Below are 15,446 nucleotides of genomic sequence, written 5' to 3'. Positions count from 1 at the left end.
CAAAGGAGACCTAAGCGATCTGCCATGACCGCCATTGAATCTGATCTTTTGCAATTGGCTTACCCTCCGCGGCTCGATCTGGGGCCGCAACTCACTCACGAACAGTTGATGAGCTCGATGCAAGCCACCATGGCGCTGCACAAGGGTGGGCCGGTCTGGCTATTCGCTTACGGTTCGCTGATCTGGCGGCCTGAATGTTCGTCGACACAGCGGATGCGGGCGCGGGTCCACGGTTATCACCGGGGCTTGTACCTGTGGTCTCATGAGCACCGGGGCACGCCGGAAATACCGGGGTTGGTGTTTGGCCTGGATCGCGGCGGCTCGTGCAGCGGGTTTGCCTACCGCTTGCCGGAAGATCAACTGGAGGCCTCGCTCTATGCCCTGTGGCAGCGCGAGATGCCGTACCCCTCGTACCGGCCGCACTGGCTCAGCTGTCGTCTGGAAGATGGCAGCCAGGTGCAGGCATTGGGATTTGTCCTGGAGCGGCACCTGCCCAGTTATGCTGGCAATTTGCCCGACATCGTGCTGAATCACGTGTTGCAAAGCGCTTGCGGGCGTTACGGCACTACGCGCGATTATGTCGAGCAGACCGTCAACGCCCTGCGTAGCCACGCCATGCCAGACAAGAATCTGGAGGCGCGGCTCAAGCGGTGTTCCAAAGGCTGTTCCGACGATTAACGTGCGGCACTGACGCTATTGGTGTGCCACAAGGTGGGGATCAGGAACGCGATGGCCAGCAGGCACGCGCCGATCAGCAGCACGAAACCACCGTCCCAACCGAAATGGTCAACGGTGTAGCCCATGGCCGCACTCGCTGCCACTGAACCACCCAGGTAACCGAACAGGCCCGTAAAGCCCGCTGCGGTACCGGCGGCTTTCTTCGGTGCCAGTTCCAGCGCCTGCAGGCCGATCAGCATCACCGGGCCGTAGATCAGGAAGCCGATGGAGAACAGCGCGATCATGTCGATCATCGGGTTGCCCGGCGGGTTGAGCCAGTAAACCAGGGTCGCCACGGTGACCAGGCCCATGAACACAATGCCGGTCAGGCCACGGTTGCCACGGAAGATCTTGTCCGACATCCAGCCGCACAGCAGCGTGCCCGGAATGCCCGCCCACTCGTAGAAGAAGTACGCCCACGAGGTTTTATCCACGTCGAAGTGCTTGGCTTCCTTGAGGTACGTCGGTGCCCAGTCCAGCACGCCGTAGCGCAGCAGGTAGACGAAGACGTTGGCGAAGGCGATGTACCAGAGCATTTTGTTGCGCAGCACGTACTTGACGAAGATTTCCTTGGCGCTGAATTCGTCCTCGTGGCTGGCGTCGTAGCCTTCCGGGTAGTCGTTCTTGTATTGCTCGATGGGCGGCAGGCCCACCGATTGCGGGGTGTCGCGCATGGTGATGAAGGCAAATGCCGCCACCAGCAGGGCCACGGTAGCCGGGACGTAGAACGCCGCGTGCCAGTCGTTGAACCAGGCCATGCCCAGCAGGAACAGCGGGCCGATCAAGCCGCCGCCGACGTTATGCGCCACGTTCCATACGGAAACCACACCGCCACGTTCTTTCTGCGACCACCAGTGCACCATGGTCCGCCCACTTGGCGGCCAGCCCATGCCCTGGGCCCAGCCGTTGATGAACAGCAGAATGAACATCATGGTCACGCTGGAGGTAGCCCAAGGTGCGAAACCGAAAATGAACATCACCCCGGCGGACATCAACAGGCCGAAGGGCAGGAAGTAGCGCGGGTTGGAGCGGTCGGACACCAGGCCCATGAGGAACTTGGACAGGCCGTAGGCAATTGCGATCGCCGACATTGCCAGGCCCAGCTGGCCACGGGTGTAACCCTCGTCGATCAGGTACGGCATGGCCAGGGAGAAGTTCTTGCGCAGCAGGTAGTACCCGGCGTAACCGAAGAAAATACCGGCGAAGATCTGCCAGCGCAGGCGTCGGTACGTGCTGTCTATTTTTTCTTCAGGCAGGGGCGCCTGATGTGCGGCAGGACGGAAGAAAGCAAACATTCAAGAGCTCCAGATTTCTTGTTTTGACTGCGGATGCGAATGTTACAGTTTCGTTACCGAAAATAGCACCGCCTCTTATCTGCGGGCATAGGAATTGAGTGCAATTGCATGTTCTTTTACGAACATGTCGCTTAGAGGCAAGTGAGGGGCGTTTTCAGGAGGGGATGCCAAGAAGCTGTGGTGAGGGAGCAAGCTCCCTTACCACAGGCAGTGATTCGGTTCAGTTGCCGTTGGCGGCTGCGATATCACCTGGAAGCAGCTGTTCCTGGATCTTCTGGCTGCGGGATTCCACCAGTTGACCCTGGTCGTCGAAGCGCAACACGATCAGCCAGTCATACACATTTTCCGGCCATTTCTTCATGCCGGTCAGCGCCGCGCCGTCACCGCCGAAGGCCTCGATCAACTTGTCGATATGCCCGTGATGCCAGGCGATCAACACGGTCTGCGCCTGGTTGGACTTGCGCAGGGACTTCACCAGCTTGCCGACTTGATCGTCTGAGTAGGGTGTTTCAAGCGGGAGCTGCAGGCGCTGGGCCAGGGGTGTCAGGGTCAGGCGCGGGCGGGAGCTTTCCTTGCTGTCGCTGGTAGCGATCAGCCGCTGGGGCACCACGGAGATGCCGTTCAACAGCAGCGGGTCGAAATAGCTGGCGTAGGCCGCCGCCCGCTGTTCGCCCTTGGGGCTCAGCAACGGACCTTCATCGGGTTTTTCCGCATGGCGCACGATCAGCACCGTCACGTTGTTCAGCCCGCGTACATCCTTGCCCTCTTTATGGGCAAAGGCGTGAGCCGACACCATCATCAACAACCCCAGAAACAGCGCGCGCAGCGGTGTGACCATTATTCATTCCTGCCAGTGAGTGAGTGCCTCGGCCGATCATGGGCCCAGGCACTCCGCGGACAAAATGAAACAATAGTCAGCGTAGCTGCACCACGACCTTGCCCACAGCCTTGCGCTGGCCGAGGTCGTTGATCGCCTGCGCCGCCTGCTCCAGCGGGTACACCTGGGACACCAGCGGCTTCAACTTGCCCTCGGCGAACCAGCCGAACAGTTGCTGGAAGTTGGCGGCATTGTCTTGCGGCTGGCGCTGGGCAAACGAACCCCAGAACACCCCGACCACCGCCGCGCCCTTGAGCAGCGCCAGGTTTACTGGCAACTCAGGAATGCGCCCGCTGGCAAAGCCCACCACCAGCAGCCGGCCATTCCAGGCGATGCCGCGAATGGCCTGGTCAAACAGGTCGCCGCCCACCGGGTCGTAGATCACATCCACGCCGTTGCCGCCGGTAAGGCGTTTGATCTCGTCCTTGAGGCTGGCTTCGCTGTAGTTGATCAACTCATCGGCACCGGCAGCCTTGGCCACCGCCAGCTTGTCGGCGCTGCTGGCCGCGGCGATCACCCGGGCGCCCATGGCCTTGCCGATTTCCACCGCAGCCAGGCCGACGCCGCCGGAGGCACCGAGCACCAGCAGGGTTTCCCCGGGTTGCAGGTTGGCCCGTTGCTTCAGGGCGTGCATCGACGTGCCGTAGGTCATGCTGAAGGCGGCGGCGGTGTTGAAGTCCATGCTCGGCGGGATCGGCAGCACGTTGTAGCCCGGCACCGCGACCTGCTCGGCGAAGCTGCCCCAGCCGGTCAGGGCCATCACCCGGTCACCGACCTTCAGGTGGCTGACGTTCTCACCGACTTGGCTGATCACGCCTGCCGCTTCACCGCCTGGCGAAAATGGGAAGGGCGGCTTGAACTGGTACTTGCCCTCGATGATCAGGGTGTCCGGGAAATTGACCCCGGCCGCATGCACGTCCAACAGGATTTCGTTCTTCTTGATCGCCGGGCTTTCGACGTCTTCCAGCACCAGGTTTTCGGCGGGGCCGAAGGCTTTGCACAGCACAGCTTTCATCGGACTATTCCTTTTGGCGTGTTGGCCGATAAGTGTAGGTGGGCAGGGCGACGGGTCAACGAGCATGCCCCGGCCTGATAAGTCGCCATAAGCTTGTGCTCAGGGCTGCTACCGTTATGCTACTGGGCAACCGAATTGAGGAATGAACTGTGAAAGCGTGGATCCTGTTGATGCTGGCCCTGACACTGCCGACGGCAGCCCTGGCCGAAGAAGCCAAAGAAGGCGAAGCGCCGAAGGTCAGCTATATCAGCCTGAGCCCGCCGTTTGTCGGTAACTACGGCCTGGATGGCACCGCGAAGCTGCGGGTGTTCAAGGCGGATATCGCCCTGCGGGTCACCGGTCCCGAGGCAGCCGCTGCCGTGAAAGCCAACGACGCGCTGATTCGCAACCAGTTGGTGGCGCTGTTTACCCAGCAGACCAACGACACCATGAGCAGCGTTGATGGGAAGGAAAAACTGCGCCAGGAAGCCCTGAAGCAGACCCAGCAAGTGATGAACGACGAAACCGGCAAGCCGCAGGTTGAGGATCTGTTGTTCAACAACCTGATCATCCAGTAAGCCGGTCGCTTCGCGCCCTTCGCGAGCAAGCCCGCTCCCACACTTGACCGAGTTCTAACATGAGAATGCGGTTGAATGTGGGAGCGGGCTTGCTCGCGAAGAGGCCCTGACAGACACCTCAGGAAGCCAGGCTCTTCCTGAACCGCGCCAACGCCACCGCAAAGAACAGCAACCCAATCCCCGCCAGCGCCAGCAAGTCCGGCCACACCACATTCACACCCGCATCCCGGAACAGAATCGCCGCACTCAGGCTCACAAAGTGCGTCGACGGCGAGCCCTGCATCACCCATTGCAACCACTGCGGCATGCTGTCCAGCGGCGTGCTGCCGCCGGACAACAGCAGCATCGGGATAATCACCGGGATCGCCAGCAGGCCAAACTGCGGCGTCGAGCGGGCGAGGGTGGCGAGGAAGATGCCGAGGGCAGTACTGGCAAACAGGTACAGCGCCGTCACCAGCAAAAACAAAGTCAGCGACCCGGCCAGCGGCACGCCGAGCAAGCCTTTCACCACCACTTCCAGTGACAGCCAGGTGCACAGCACCACCACCAGCATGTTGCTCCAGATTTTCGCCAGCATGATTTCCAGCGCAGTCAGCGGCAGCACCAGCAAATGGTCGAGGGTGCCGTGTTCGCGCTCACGCAGCAGCGCGGTGCCGGTCAGCACGATGGCGAGGATGGTGATGTTGTTGACGATCTGGATCACCGCCAGAAACCAGCCGCCTTCCAGGTTCGTGTTGAACAACGCCCGGGTGGTCAGCAGCGCCGGCGCCTTTTGGGCGGCATCGGCCTGGTTGCCATAGGTCAGCAATTCCCGCTGGAAAATCCGTCCGATATACCCGGCACCCATGAATGCCTGGCTCATGGCCGTGGCATCGACGTTGACCTGCACCCCCGGCTGGCGCCCGGCCAACAGGTCGGCCTGGAAATTCGCCGGCACGTTGATCACGAAGGTGTACTGGCCGCTGTCCATCACCTTGTCCAGTTGGTCGTACGGCAACGGCACCGCCGCCTGGAATTCCGGCGGTTGCAGCGCTTCGGCCAGTTGCCGGGAAAGCGCGCTGTGGTCTTCATCCACAAAGGCCACGCTGGCGTTGTGCACGCCGATCACCGAGCCGGCGGCGGGCATATAGATGGCGACGGTAAAGGCGTAGAACAGGAACAGCAGCAACACGCTGTCGTGACGCAGGCTAGTCAGTTCCTTGATGCCGAGGCGCAGGATATGGGCGAACTTGTGCATCTCAGGCCTCCTGCTTCTTGAGCATGATCAGGCTAAGCCCGGTGAACCCCAGGAAAAACCCGAACAGCGCCAGGCACTGTGGCCATAGCTGACGCAGGTCCAGGGCCTTGGTAAAGGTGCCCACCGCAATGTCGAGGAAGTAGCCCGCCGGGAACAACATGCCCATCAACGCGGCGGCGCCTTCCAGGGACGAGCGCGGCACGATCAGCCCGGAGAACTGGATGGTCGGCAGGCTGGTGATGATCATGGTGCCGAGGATCGCTGCGATCTGGGTGCGGGTGAACGCGGAAATCAGCAGGCCCATGCTGGTGGTGGCCAGCACATACAGCAGGCCGCCGAAAGCCAGGGTCACGCCGCTGCCCTTGAACGGCACGCCGAACAGCCAGCGGTTCATCGCCACCAGCAGGCCCAGGTTGATCAGGCTCACGGCCAGGTACGGCGCCTGCTTGCCCAACAGGAATTCCAGGCGGGTCAGGGGTGTGGCGTAGAAGTTGGTGATGGAGCCCAGTTCCTTCTCGCGCACGATCCCCAGGGCCGTGAGCATCGCCGGGATAAACGCGAGGATCAGCGCCATCACGCCGGGACCGATAGCGTTCACGCTGACCACGTCCTGGTTGTAGCGAAAGCGGGTTTCCAGTTTGGCGGCGGCTTGCTGATTCAGTGGTGTGCTGTTCAGTTCGGCCAGTTGTTGGAGGTTGGCCTGGTGCACGGCCTCGACATAATTGCGGCTGGTTTCCGCACGGAACGGCATGCCGCCATCGAGCCAGGCGGCCACGGCGGGTTGGCGGCCGGCGTAGAGATCGCGGCCGAACCCTGGCGGAATCTCCAGCGCCAGTTTGATCTCCGAGCGCTGCAGGCGTTTGTGCAGTTCGTTGGAGTCAGTGATCGGCGACTGTTCGGCGAAATAGCGCGAACTGCGAAAGGCTTCCAAGTAGGCCCGGCTTTGCGGCGTCTGATCCTGGTCGTAGACGGCGAAGGCGAGTTTCTCCACGTCCAGGGAAATGCCGTAGCCGAAGATCACCATCATGAAAATCGCCCCCAACAGGGCGAAGGCCATGCGCACTTTGTCCCGCAGCAGTTCCTTGCCTTCGCGGCTGGCCACGGCCAACAGGCGGGCGACGCTGAACCCGCGTTTGCTGACGGGTGGGGCCATGGGTTCGCTGACGGTTTCGGAGGGCGCGGTGGTCGCTTCGGGCGCGCCTTGGGCCTGTTCGAGGCAGGTGACGAACGCCGCTTCCAGGGTTTCGCCGTGGAACTGCTGTTGCAGCGCGTCCGGCGTGTCGCAGGCCAGCACCTTGCCCGCGTGCATCAGCGAGATGCGGTCGCAGCGCTGGGCTTCGTTCATGAAGTGGGTGGACAGGAAGATCGTCACGCCCTGTTCCCGGGACAGTTCGATCAGCAGCCGCCAGAAGTCATCCCGCGCGGCCGGGTCGACGCCCGAGGTCGGCTCATCGAGGATCAGCACTTCCGGGCGGTGCAGCACCGCCACCGCCAGGGACAAGCGCTGGCGCAGGCCCAGCGGCAACTCGCCGGACGGCTGCTCGGCAACGTCGCCCAGGTCAAAACGCTTGATCAATTCGTCGATGCGCTGGCCGCTCTCGGCCTTGGGCAGGTCGAACAACTGCGCATGCAGCACCAGGTTCTGGCGCACGCTGAGTTCGCCGTACAGCGAGAAGCTTTGCGACATGAAACCCACGCGCTTGCGGGTGGCCAGGTCCTTGGCGTTGACCGGGTTGCCCAGCAGCGTGGCGGTGCCCTCGGTGGCGGGCATCAACCCGGTGAGGACTTTCATGGTGGTGGTCTTGCCGCAGCCGTTGGAGCCGAGGAAACCAAAGATCTCGCCCCGGCCAATCGCGAAGCTGACCTTGTTGACTGCCGTGAAGTCGCCGAAGCGCAGGGTCAGGTCGTGGGCTTCGATGGCGATGTCGGTGTTGTCGCTTTGCCGGGGCGGAATCACCAGCGGTTCATTGTTATGGGCACTGTCGCCCTGGAAATGGGTGAAGGCTTCATCCAGTTTGCCGCTGGGCGTCGCGGCGGCGAGTTCGCTGCTCAGGCCGTCGGCGATCAGCTTGCCGCGGTCGAGCATCAGGCAGTGTTCAAACTGCTCGGCTTCTTCCATGTAGGCGGTGGCCACCAGCAGTGTGAGCTGCGGGCGTTCGCTGCGTACGGTTTCCACCAGTTCCCAGAAGCGTCGACGGGACAGCGGGTCGACGCCGGTGGTGGGTTCGTCGAGGATCAACAGGTCCGGGTCGTGGATCAGCGCACAGCACAGGCCGAGTTTCTGCTTCATGCCGCCGGAGAGCTTGCCGGCAGGTCGCTCGGCGAAGCGTGCGAGGTCAGTGGCCAGCAGCAGGTTGTGCATGCGCTGGTCGCAATCGGCTTTTGACAGGCCGAACAGCGTGGCAAAGAACCGGATGTTTTCGCTGATGGACAGCTCGGGGTAGAGGTTACCGCCCAGGCCTTGAGGCATGAAGGCGATACGCGGGTACAGGCTGTTGCGGTGGCGGCGGTCTTCGATGGCGCCACCGAGTACTTCCAGCTCGCCCTGTTGAAGCTTTTTGACCCCGGCGATCAAGCCCAGCAGGCTCGACTTGCCGGCGCCGTCCGGGCCGATCAGGCCGCAGCGTGTGCCGGCAGGCAGGCTGAAGGCGATGTCGATCAGCGCCTGTTGCTTGCCGTAGCGATGGTTGATCCCCGTGGCGTGCAGCGCCAGGCCGCTCATTGCAGGTTGGCCGGCCAGTCCAGGTCAGCGGTGCGCACATAGCCGGCGCCGGGCATGCCCGGTTTGGCTTGGGGCACGGCGCTTGGTTGGGTCAGGCGCAGCTTGACCCGGAACACCAGCTTCTGACGTTCGTCGCGGGTTTCCACTTCCTTGGGGGTGAACTGCGATTTGGCGGCGACGAAGCTGATTTTCGCCGGCAGCGGTTGCTTCGGCAGGGCGTCGAGGACGATCCGAGCCTCACTGCCGACGGTCAGGGCGCCGGTTACCGAAGCGGGCAGATACAGGTTCATGTATTGGTCGTTGGGGTCGATCAGCAGTAACACGCGACCACCCGCGCCGAGCACTTCGCCGGGTTCGGCCAGGCGCAGCTGGATGATGCCGTCGATAGGCGCCCGCAGGCTGCTGTCTTCGATTTCACTGGTGAGCTGGGCGACCTGAGCCTGGGCGGCGCCGATGGCGGCCTTTACCGAATTGACCTGGGCCTGGGCGGCGACCACGGCAGCGTTGCCGGTGTTTTGCCGGGCCTGCTGCTGGTCGATCAGCTGGCCGCTGGCGAAGCCGCGCTTGTACAGCTCCTGGGTGCGCTTGAGTTCCTGGCTGGCCAGCAGTTGTTCGCTCCGGCGCAGTTGCACATTGGCTTCGGCAGCAGCGAAATTCTCCCTGGCCCGCAGCACTTCGGCTTCGGCTTGGGCGCGCTGGGCTTCCAGGGTGCGGGTGTCCATGCGCGCCAGCAGTTGGCCCTTGAGCACCTTGTCGCCTTCGTCCACCCGCACTTCGGCGAGGCGACCGGGGATCTTGGCGGCGATCTGCACTTCAGTCGATTCCAGCCGGCCATTGCCCATGCTCAAGCCTTCGGGCAGGCGGTCCTGGGTGGATTGCCAATAGCCGAAGCCGCCGGCGGCCAGCAGCAAGACAATCAATGGAATGGCGAAAAGATGGGAGGTACGGTGGTTCGTCGACATGGGTGCATCCTGCGGCGTTAGCGTCCTAGTTTGACCGATCCTGCCCGGAGGCCCTTGATGCGGGTCAAATGAAGCGCCAGCCTAACCCGGTTGGCGCGCAGATGCATGCGCCATGGGCGTGACCGCAGGGTTCTGCTGTTTCAGCGCAGGCCGAGTACGGCGGCCCATTGCTCGGCGGTGACCGGCATCACCGAAAGGCGGCTGCCTTTTTGCACCAGGGGCAACTCGGCGAGGGCGGTTTGCTGTTTCAGATAGCCCAGCCCCAGGACCTCCGCAAAGGTCTCGACGTGGGCAACATTGATCGCGCTCCACGGGTTTTTTTCAGGGCTGGCCTTGGCGTCGAAATAATGACTGTCGGGCTCCAGCGCGGTCGGGTCCGGGTAGGCTGCCTCGACGATTTTACCGATGCCGGCAATCCCCGGTTCCGGGCAGCTGGAGTGGTAGAAGAAGAACTGGTCACCCACCGCCATCGCCCGCAGGAAGTTCCGCGCCTGGTAGTTGCGCACCCCGTCCCACCGGGCCTCGCCGAGCTTTTCCAGGCCCTTGATGGACAGTTCATCGGGCTCGGATTTCATCAGCCAATAGGCCATGTTTTCGCTCCTCAAAAGTCGATTGGGAAAGTTGTCCTGCAATTTTATGACAAACCGACAGTCGGTTGGCGTCAAGGTTTGCGTGTTGGTTCACGTTAACGCAGAATGCCGGGGTTTTGAGCTTGACGCAGCTGGCACGGACTACTAATGGAACGTTGCTGTCATCGTGTGCAAGATGCCTGAAGGGGGGCAATCGATGAAACGCAAACCGGATTTACTATGGATTTTGGTTATTTTGTTCGGCCTGGGCGTTGTGACCACCGGCTATGCGCAGAGCTTGTGGTCGAACAAGACTGACGCACCGATTGAACTCGCACAGCAACAGCCGCAACCGTTCAAACGCTGACCCGTCTTCAAGGCGCTGCTGATTCCAGTAGCGTCTCTGCTATATACCAATCCTTATCGGTGACTGTGCCCTCAAGCGGTACATCCCAGCTTGCCTGTGCCAATCGTTCGACCTTCTGGCATTCATGGGCCAGGCCCAACAGCGTCGGCTTGCGCCAGGATTTCCGGCGAGCCATGTAGGCCAGGCTGCGGTCATAAAACCCGCCGCCCATGCCCAACCGTCCGCCCACATCATCAAAACCAACCAGTGGCAGCAGCACCAGGTCCAGCGCCCAGACCTTGCGTTGCCGGCTGGCATTTACCTGGGGCTCGAGGATGCGAAAACGGTTGGGCCTCAGCTTTTCGCCGGGGCGCACTCGCTGGAATACCATCTTGGTTCGCGGCCATGCACTGAGCACCGGCAGGTACGTCGCCTTGCCCCGGCGCTGTGCAGCGCGCAGCAGCAGGCGCGGGTCGATTTCACCGTCCGTCGGTAGATATAAGGATAGGTGTTTGGCCCGGCGAAACAGCGGGTGCTGTGCCAGTTGCCGATACAGGCCCAGGGCGGCCTGGCGTTGCTCGCTTGGCGTCAGGGCGCGGCGGGCTTTGCGCAGCATGCGTCGAAGTTGCGGGCGGGAAAGCGGCGCAGGTTCGGTCATGGTTTTCGGCTCATAAAACAATGCCAGTCCTGGGACTGGCATTGGATTTGGGAATCAGGCTCCCCGACAGAACCGCTGTCGACTTAGCCCTTGAACCCGAAAGTTCAAGGTGGAAGAAACAGTAGGCTTTAAGGCTTTCCGTCTAGCGGACATGCACACCAGCCCAACGTGTAACTTCCAGGGTAGTGCGAATCGGCTCAGGGACATCGCCGACTGGCAAGCACGCCAGGGAGTGGGGCGAGTATACCCGAAACCGACGCCGCAATCAGCCCTTGGGTGGCTCTGGATCGGTAGAAAGTACCAGATCGACCCGCTCCAGCAGGTCGCGCACCTGCTCGCGCGTCGAGCCGCTGGCCTGCACGTCAGGCCGTTCCTGCTTATGCAGCAGATCGTGGGTAATGTTCAGGGCGGCCATCACGGCGATGCGATCGGCGCCGATGACTTTGCCGCTGCTGCGGATTTCGCGCATCTTGCCGTCCAGGTAGCGGGCAGCGCTCACCAGGTTGCTGCGTTCTTCCTGGGGGCAGATGATCGAATATTCTTTGTCGAGAATCTGCACGGTGACGCTATTGCTTGAACTCATGAGTCTTGCTCCAGGGCCTTCAGGCGCGAAATCATCGATTCGACCTTACGCCGGGCGATTTCGTTTTTTTCAATGAGGTGAGCGCGTTCCTCGCGCCAGGTCTTTTCCTGAGCTAATAGGAGTCCGTTTTGGCTCTTAAGTTGCTCGACCCGGTTAATTAGCAGCTCGAGTCTGGCCATCAGCGCTTGCAGGTCGGTGTCTTCCATTGGGTTCCACTGGATTTTGTCTGATGAATGGCAACTGCTGGATAAACGATCTGACGCCCTCGATAGTCTTGGTACGTCTGCCGATGCTAGGATACAGCGCTTCATTCTAGACATTGCGCCGTCTGGCGCCTAGCTCACCATGCCCATTCAGAACTCCCCGTACGATGCTTTTTCCAAACTGCTGAGTTCCAGCGGTCATCCTTGCTCGCCTGCCGAACTGCACGGCGTGCTGCTGGGCCGCAGTTGCACCGGTGTCGGCTTTGATGCCGACAACTGGCTGGCCGACGTCGCCGAGCTGCTGGAAACCGAGCCTACCGAAAACGTGCGCAATGCGCTCATCGGCCTGCAAGAGATGGTTAAAGGCGAGCTGACCGGTGATGACGTCACCGTCGTCCTGCTGCTGCCTACCGATGACGCGCCGCTCACCGAGCGCGCCGCCGCGTTGGGCCAATGGTGCCAAGGCTTCCTCCACGGTTTCGGCGTGAACGCCGGCGGCCTCGACCTGAGCACCGATGCCCAGGAAGTGCTGCAGGACCTGGCCGCCATCTCTCAGGTGCAAGACGCCCTGGAAGAGTCCGAAGACGGCGAAAGCGACTACATGGAAGTCATGGAATACCTGCGCGTCGCGCCGCTGCTGCTGTTCACCGAGACCCGTAAATCGGCTGAGCCCGCTGCACCCAAGCCGTCGCTGCACTAAGAAAGGAAGCCCATCTGCCCATGATCCATATCCCCAAAGCGGAATACACCCGGCGCCGCAAGGCGCTCATGGCGCAGATGGAACCCAACAGCATCGCCATCCTGCCGGCGGCCGCGGTAGCCATCCGCAACCGTGACGTCGAGCACGTCTACCGCCAGGACAGCGACTTCCAGTACCTGAGCGGCTTCCCCGAACCGGAGGCGGTGATCGTGCTGATGCCCGGCCGCCAACACGGCGAGTACGTGCTGTTCTGCCGCGAACGCAACGCCGAGCGCGAACTGTGGGACGGCCTGCGAGCGGGCACCGAAGGCGCGATCCGCGATTTTGGCGCCGATGACGCCTTCCCGATTACCGATATCGACGACATCCTGCCCGGCCTGATCGAAGGCCGTGACCGAGTGTATTCGGCCATGGGCAGCAATGCCGAATTCGACCGGCACCTGATGGAGTGGATCAACGTGATCCGCTCCAAAGCGCACCTCGGCGCCCAGCCACCGAACGAATTTGTTGCCCTGGATCATCTGCTTCACGACATGCGCCTGTATAAATCGGCGGCAGAAGTGAAGGTGATGCGCGAGGCGGCACGGATTTCCTGCGCGGCCCATGTACGGGCGATGCAGGCCAGCCGCGCCGGGTTGCATGAGTTCAGCCTGGAAGCGGAGCTCGACTACGAGTTTCGCAAGGGCGGGGCGAAGATGCCGGCCTATGGTTCCATCGTCGCCTCGGGGCGCAACAGCTGCATCCTGCATTACCAGCAGAATGACGCGCTGCTCAAGGACGGCGACCTGGTGCTGATCGACGCCGGCTGCGAGATCGACTGCTACGCCAGCGACATCACCCGCACCTGGCCGGTGAGCGGCAAGTTTTCCGCCGAGCAGAAGGCGATTTATGAAATCGTGCTGGCTTCCCAGGAAGCCGCCTTTGCCGAAATCGCCCCGAACAAGCATTGGAACCAGGCCCACGAGGCGACGGTGCAAGTGATCACTGCCGGGTTGGTGAAGCTGGGATTGTTGCAGGGTGACGTCGACGAATTGATCGCCAGTGAAGCCTATAAAGCCTTCTACATGCACCGCGCCGGCCACTGGCTGGGGATGGATGTGCACGATGTCGGCGAATACAAGGTCGGCGGCGAGTGGCGGGTGCTGGAAGTCGGCATGGCACTGACCGTGGAGCCGGGGATTTACATCTCGCCGGACAACCAGAACGTGGCGAAGAAATGGCGTGGCATTGGCGTACGCATCGAGGACGACGTGGTGGTGACCAAGCAAGGCTGTGAAATTCTGACCGGTGGCGTGCCCAAGTCCGTCGCCGAGATCGAAGCATTGATGGCGAGCGCCCGATGAGCCGGGTCAACCTGGCGATTATCGGCGGCGGCCTGGTGGGTGCCAGCCTCGCATTGGCCTTGCAGGCCGGGGCCAAGGCCCGGGGCTGGAAGATCGTGCTGATCGAGCCGTTTGCCCCCGGCGACAGCTACCAGCCGAGCTATGACGCGCGTTCTTCAGCGCTGTCCTTTGGCGCGCGGCAGATCTATCAACGGTTGGGCGTGTGGCAGGAAATCTCTCGCCGCGCCGAGCCGATCAAACAGATTCATGTGTCGGACCGTGGCCGCTTCTCTACTGCGCGCCTGTCGGCCATGGAAGAGGGCGTGCCGGCGCTTGGCTACGTGGTGGAAAACGCCTGGCTCGGCCAATGCCTGTGGCAAGGCCTGGACAAGGACGTGGTCAGTTGGCGTTGCCCGGCGGAAGTTACGCGCATGGAGCCGCTTACCGATGGCTACCGCCTGACCCTCAATGACGAAACCGTGCTGGAGTGCGACCTCGCGGTGCTGGCCGATGGCGGTCGCTCAGGTTTGCGCGAGCAACTGGGCATCGGCGTTAAAAAGCGGCCTTATAACCAGAGCGCGCTGATCGCCAACATCACCCCAAGCGAGGCCCACAACGGCGAGGCGTTCGAGCGGTTCACCGACGAAGGCCCGATGGCCTTGCTGCCGTTGCCGGACAACCGTTGCGCGCTGGTCTGGACCCGCATCGGCATGGACGCCAAGCGCCTGGCCGAGCTGGACGAACGCAGCTTCCTGAGTGAACTGCAGGGCGTGTTCGGCTACCGCCTGGGCACCCTCAAGCAAGTCGGTGCGCGCCACCTGTACCCGCTGACGCTCGTGGAAGCGGAAGAACAAGTGCGCTCTCATCTGGCCGTACTTGGCAATGCCGCCCACAGCCTGCACCCGATTGCCGGTCAGGGCTTCAACCTGTCCCTGCGGGATGCCTACGCGTTGGCCGAGGCGCTGCTGGCCGGGCCGGCGATTCCGGGCGACCTGGCGACACTGCAGGCGTACCGCGAGCGTCAGCGCATGGACCAGAAACTCACCGTCGGCTTCTCCGATCAGGTCACCCGCCTGTTTGGCAGTGCGCAACCGTTGGTCGCGCTGGGCCGCAACATGGGCTTGCTGGGCCTCGACTTGCTGCCGCCGGCCAAGCGCTGGTTCGCGCGCCAGGCCATGGGCCTGGGCACCCGTCCCGATGCGTGAGTGGCTGACCCGACGCCTGGGCAAGGCGCGGCTGTTGCGCTGGATCATGACCCTGTACCCGCCGTACCTCGGGGCCGGAGTTCGGGTGTTGCACATCGGCAGCGATTTCCGCGAGGTCAAGGTGCGCATGGGCCTGGGCTGGTACAACCGCAACTACGTCGGCACGCAGTTTGGCGGCAGCCTGTATTCGATGGTCGACCCGTTCTACATGCTGATGCTGATGGAGAACCTGGGCGGCGACTACATTGTCTGGGACAAGGCTGCCGCTATCGACTTTATCTCGCCGGGCAAAGGCCCGGTGTTCGCCGAATTTTCCATCGACCAAGCGTTGCTGGACGAGATTCGCCAGCACACCGCCAGCGGCGACAAGTATTTACAGCAGCTCAAGGTACAGATTCATGACGGCTCCGGCACCCTGGTGGCGCGGGTCGACAAAACCCTTTACGTGCGGCGCAAGCTGCAATCGAGACAGGCTTAA

17 protein-coding genes and 1 other RNA gene are annotated in these 15,446 nt (G+C 62.2%); 7 read left to right on the top strand and 11 right to left on the bottom strand.

Going from position 1 to position 15,446, the window contains the following annotated elements:
* Nucleotides 1-24: 24 nt before the first annotated feature.
* Entirely contained in the window at nt 25-678 is a 654-nt protein-coding gene (locus HX801_RS16015) for a gamma-glutamylcyclotransferase (protein ID WP_003213974.1), read from the top strand.
* On the opposite strand, the gene glpT is transcribed toward HX801_RS16015, so the two are convergent.
* The 3 genes from glpT to HX801_RS16000 all read right to left on the bottom strand — a co-directional run bounded on the left by glpT (nt 675) and on the right by HX801_RS16000 (nt 3,904).
* Nucleotides 675-2,012: a glycerol-3-phosphate transporter gene (gene glpT, locus HX801_RS16010; RefSeq protein WP_177022363.1), complete on the bottom strand. Its 1,338-nt coding sequence runs from the start codon at nt 2,010-2,012 to the stop codon at nt 675-677. The genes HX801_RS16015 and glpT overlap by 4 nt on opposite strands.
* Before the next feature lie 220 nt (nt 2,013-2,232).
* Nucleotides 2,233-2,850: a flagellar basal body-associated protein FliL gene (locus HX801_RS16005; RefSeq protein ID WP_177022362.1), complete on the bottom strand. Its 618-nt coding sequence runs from the start codon at nt 2,848-2,850 to the stop codon at nt 2,233-2,235.
* Between the two features lie 76 nt (nt 2,851-2,926).
* The gene (locus HX801_RS16000; RefSeq protein WP_003213968.1) at nt 2,927-3,904 is read right to left on the bottom strand and encodes an NADPH:quinone oxidoreductase family protein; all 978 of its coding nucleotides are present in this window, start codon (nt 3,902-3,904) and stop codon (nt 2,927-2,929) included.
* Between the two features lie 149 nt (nt 3,905-4,053).
* Between HX801_RS16000 and HX801_RS15995 the strand changes: the two genes are divergently transcribed.
* Complete coding sequence (locus tag HX801_RS15995; protein WP_003213967.1) at nt 4,054-4,461, top strand: flagellar basal body-associated protein FliL; 408 nt, start codon at nt 4,054-4,056, stop codon at nt 4,459-4,461.
* A 118-nt stretch (nt 4,462-4,579) separates the two neighbouring features.
* Here HX801_RS15995 and HX801_RS15990 read toward each other — a convergent pair whose 3' ends face one another.
* From HX801_RS15990 to HX801_RS15975, 4 genes are all read right to left on the bottom strand, one after another.
* Nucleotides 4,580-5,698 (bottom strand): ABC transporter permease, encoded by a 1,119-nt coding sequence (locus tag HX801_RS15990; RefSeq protein ID WP_003213965.1) that lies wholly within the window; start codon nt 5,696-5,698, stop codon nt 4,580-4,582.
* Between the two features lies 1 nt (nt 5,699).
* Nucleotides 5,700-8,420, bottom strand: a complete 2,721-nt coding sequence (gene rbbA, locus HX801_RS15985; protein ID WP_177022361.1) for a ribosome-associated ATPase/putative transporter RbbA — start codon at nt 8,418-8,420, stop codon at nt 5,700-5,702.
* Nucleotides 8,417-9,382, bottom strand: coding sequence for an HlyD family secretion protein (locus HX801_RS15980; protein WP_003213963.1), 966 nt, complete (start codon nt 9,380-9,382; stop codon nt 8,417-8,419). Before HX801_RS15980 ends, rbbA begins: the two co-directional genes overlap by 4 nt.
* A 140-nt stretch (nt 9,383-9,522) precedes the next feature.
* Nucleotides 9,523-9,972 carry an EVE domain-containing protein gene (locus HX801_RS15975; RefSeq protein WP_177022360.1) on the bottom strand — a complete coding sequence of 150 codons (450 nt, stop codon included), beginning with the start codon at nt 9,970-9,972 and terminating at the stop codon, nt 9,523-9,525.
* A gap of 196 nt (nt 9,973-10,168) precedes the next feature.
* Between HX801_RS15975 and HX801_RS15970 the strand changes: the two genes are divergently transcribed.
* On the top strand, nt 10,169-10,318 hold the full coding sequence (locus HX801_RS15970; RefSeq protein ID WP_003213959.1) for a hypothetical protein: 150 nt from the start codon (nt 10,169-10,171) through the stop codon (nt 10,316-10,318).
* A gap of 7 nt (nt 10,319-10,325) precedes the next feature.
* Here HX801_RS15970 and HX801_RS15965 read toward each other — a convergent pair whose 3' ends face one another.
* The 4 genes from HX801_RS15965 to HX801_RS15950 all read right to left on the bottom strand — a co-directional run bounded on the left by HX801_RS15965 (nt 10,326) and on the right by HX801_RS15950 (nt 11,744).
* A complete protein-coding gene (locus HX801_RS15965; RefSeq protein WP_102604083.1) occupies nt 10,326-10,955 on the bottom strand; it encodes a 5-formyltetrahydrofolate cyclo-ligase in 630 nt (209 codons plus the stop codon).
* 56 nt (nt 10,956-11,011) lie between these two features.
* Nucleotides 11,012-11,190, bottom strand: a non-coding RNA gene (gene ssrS, locus HX801_RS15960) — 6S RNA.
* A gap of 30 nt (nt 11,191-11,220) precedes the next feature.
* The gene (locus HX801_RS15955; RefSeq protein WP_003213956.1) at nt 11,221-11,538 is read right to left on the bottom strand and encodes a cell division protein ZapA; all 318 of its coding nucleotides are present in this window, start codon (nt 11,536-11,538) and stop codon (nt 11,221-11,223) included.
* On the bottom strand, nt 11,535-11,744 hold the full coding sequence (locus tag HX801_RS15950) for a TIGR02449 family protein (protein WP_003213954.1): 210 nt from the start codon (nt 11,742-11,744) through the stop codon (nt 11,535-11,537). Before HX801_RS15950 ends, HX801_RS15955 begins: the two co-directional genes overlap by 4 nt.
* A 139-nt stretch (nt 11,745-11,883) precedes the next feature.
* Between HX801_RS15950 and HX801_RS15945 the strand changes: the two genes are divergently transcribed.
* Genes HX801_RS15945 through HX801_RS15930 form a run of 4 tightly spaced genes read left to right on the top strand, consistent with a single transcriptional unit; the run spans nt 11,884 to nt 15,446 of the window.
* Nucleotides 11,884-12,441 (top strand): YecA family protein, encoded by a 558-nt coding sequence (locus tag HX801_RS15945; RefSeq protein ID WP_003213952.1) that lies wholly within the window; start codon nt 11,884-11,886, stop codon nt 12,439-12,441.
* Nucleotides 12,442-12,461: 20 nt separating this feature from the next.
* Entirely contained in the window at nt 12,462-13,784 is a 1,323-nt protein-coding gene (pepP, locus tag HX801_RS15940; protein ID WP_134327504.1) for a Xaa-Pro aminopeptidase, read from the top strand.
* On the top strand, nt 13,781-14,968 hold the full coding sequence (gene ubiH, locus HX801_RS15935; RefSeq protein ID WP_177022359.1) for a 2-octaprenyl-6-methoxyphenyl hydroxylase: 1,188 nt from the start codon (nt 13,781-13,783) through the stop codon (nt 14,966-14,968). Before pepP ends, ubiH begins: the two co-directional genes overlap by 4 nt.
* The gene (locus tag HX801_RS15930; RefSeq protein ID WP_177022358.1) at nt 14,961-15,446 is read left to right on the top strand and encodes a DUF4442 domain-containing protein; all 486 of its coding nucleotides are present in this window, start codon (nt 14,961-14,963) and stop codon (nt 15,444-15,446) included. Before ubiH ends, HX801_RS15930 begins: the two co-directional genes overlap by 8 nt.

Origin of the sequence: Pseudomonas sp. G1002, from assembly GCF_013385455.1 — a bacterium.
Taxonomy (GTDB): Bacteria; Pseudomonadota; Gammaproteobacteria; order Pseudomonadales; family Pseudomonadaceae; genus Aquipseudomonas.
This window is presented reverse-complemented; position numbering and strand designations above follow the sequence as displayed.

Bases quoted from the DNA above. Each gene is read 5' to 3' on its own strand.
- HX801_RS15975 (WP_177022360.1), bottom strand. From the start codon at position 9,972: ATGGCCTATTGGCTGATGAAATCCGAGCCCGATGAACTGTCCATCAAG.
- HX801_RS15950 (WP_003213954.1), bottom strand. From the start codon at position 11,744: ATGGAAGACACCGACCTGCAAGCGCTGATGGCCAGACTCGAGCTGCTA.
- HX801_RS15945 (WP_003213952.1), top strand. From the start codon at position 11,884: ATGCCCATTCAGAACTCCCCGTACGATGCTTTTTCCAAACTGCTGAGT.
- glpT (WP_177022363.1), bottom strand. From the start codon at position 2,012: ATGTTTGCTTTCTTCCGTCCTGCCGCACATCAGGCGCCCCTGCCTGAA.
- HX801_RS15965 (WP_102604083.1), bottom strand. From the start codon at position 10,955: ATGACCGAACCTGCGCCGCTTTCCCGCCCGCAACTTCGACGCATGCTG.
- HX801_RS16015 (WP_003213974.1), top strand. From the start codon at position 25: ATGACCGCCATTGAATCTGATCTTTTGCAATTGGCTTACCCTCCGCGG.
- HX801_RS15970 (WP_003213959.1), top strand. From the start codon at position 10,169: ATGAAACGCAAACCGGATTTACTATGGATTTTGGTTATTTTGTTCGGC.
- HX801_RS15930 (WP_177022358.1), top strand. From the start codon at position 14,961: ATGCGTGAGTGGCTGACCCGACGCCTGGGCAAGGCGCGGCTGTTGCGC.
- ubiH (WP_177022359.1), top strand. From the start codon at position 13,781: ATGAGCCGGGTCAACCTGGCGATTATCGGCGGCGGCCTGGTGGGTGCC.
- HX801_RS16000 (WP_003213968.1), bottom strand. From the start codon at position 3,904: ATGAAAGCTGTGCTGTGCAAAGCCTTCGGCCCCGCCGAAAACCTGGTG.
- rbbA (WP_177022361.1), bottom strand. From the start codon at position 8,420: ATGAGCGGCCTGGCGCTGCACGCCACGGGGATCAACCATCGCTACGGC.
- HX801_RS16005 (WP_177022362.1), bottom strand. From the start codon at position 2,850: ATGGTCACACCGCTGCGCGCGCTGTTTCTGGGGTTGTTGATGATGGTG.
- HX801_RS15955 (WP_003213956.1), bottom strand. From the start codon at position 11,538: ATGAGTTCAAGCAATAGCGTCACCGTGCAGATTCTCGACAAAGAATAT.
- pepP (WP_134327504.1), top strand. From the start codon at position 12,462: ATGATCCATATCCCCAAAGCGGAATACACCCGGCGCCGCAAGGCGCTC.
- HX801_RS15990 (WP_003213965.1), bottom strand. From the start codon at position 5,698: ATGCACAAGTTCGCCCATATCCTGCGCCTCGGCATCAAGGAACTGACT.
- HX801_RS15980 (WP_003213963.1), bottom strand. From the start codon at position 9,382: ATGTCGACGAACCACCGTACCTCCCATCTTTTCGCCATTCCATTGATT.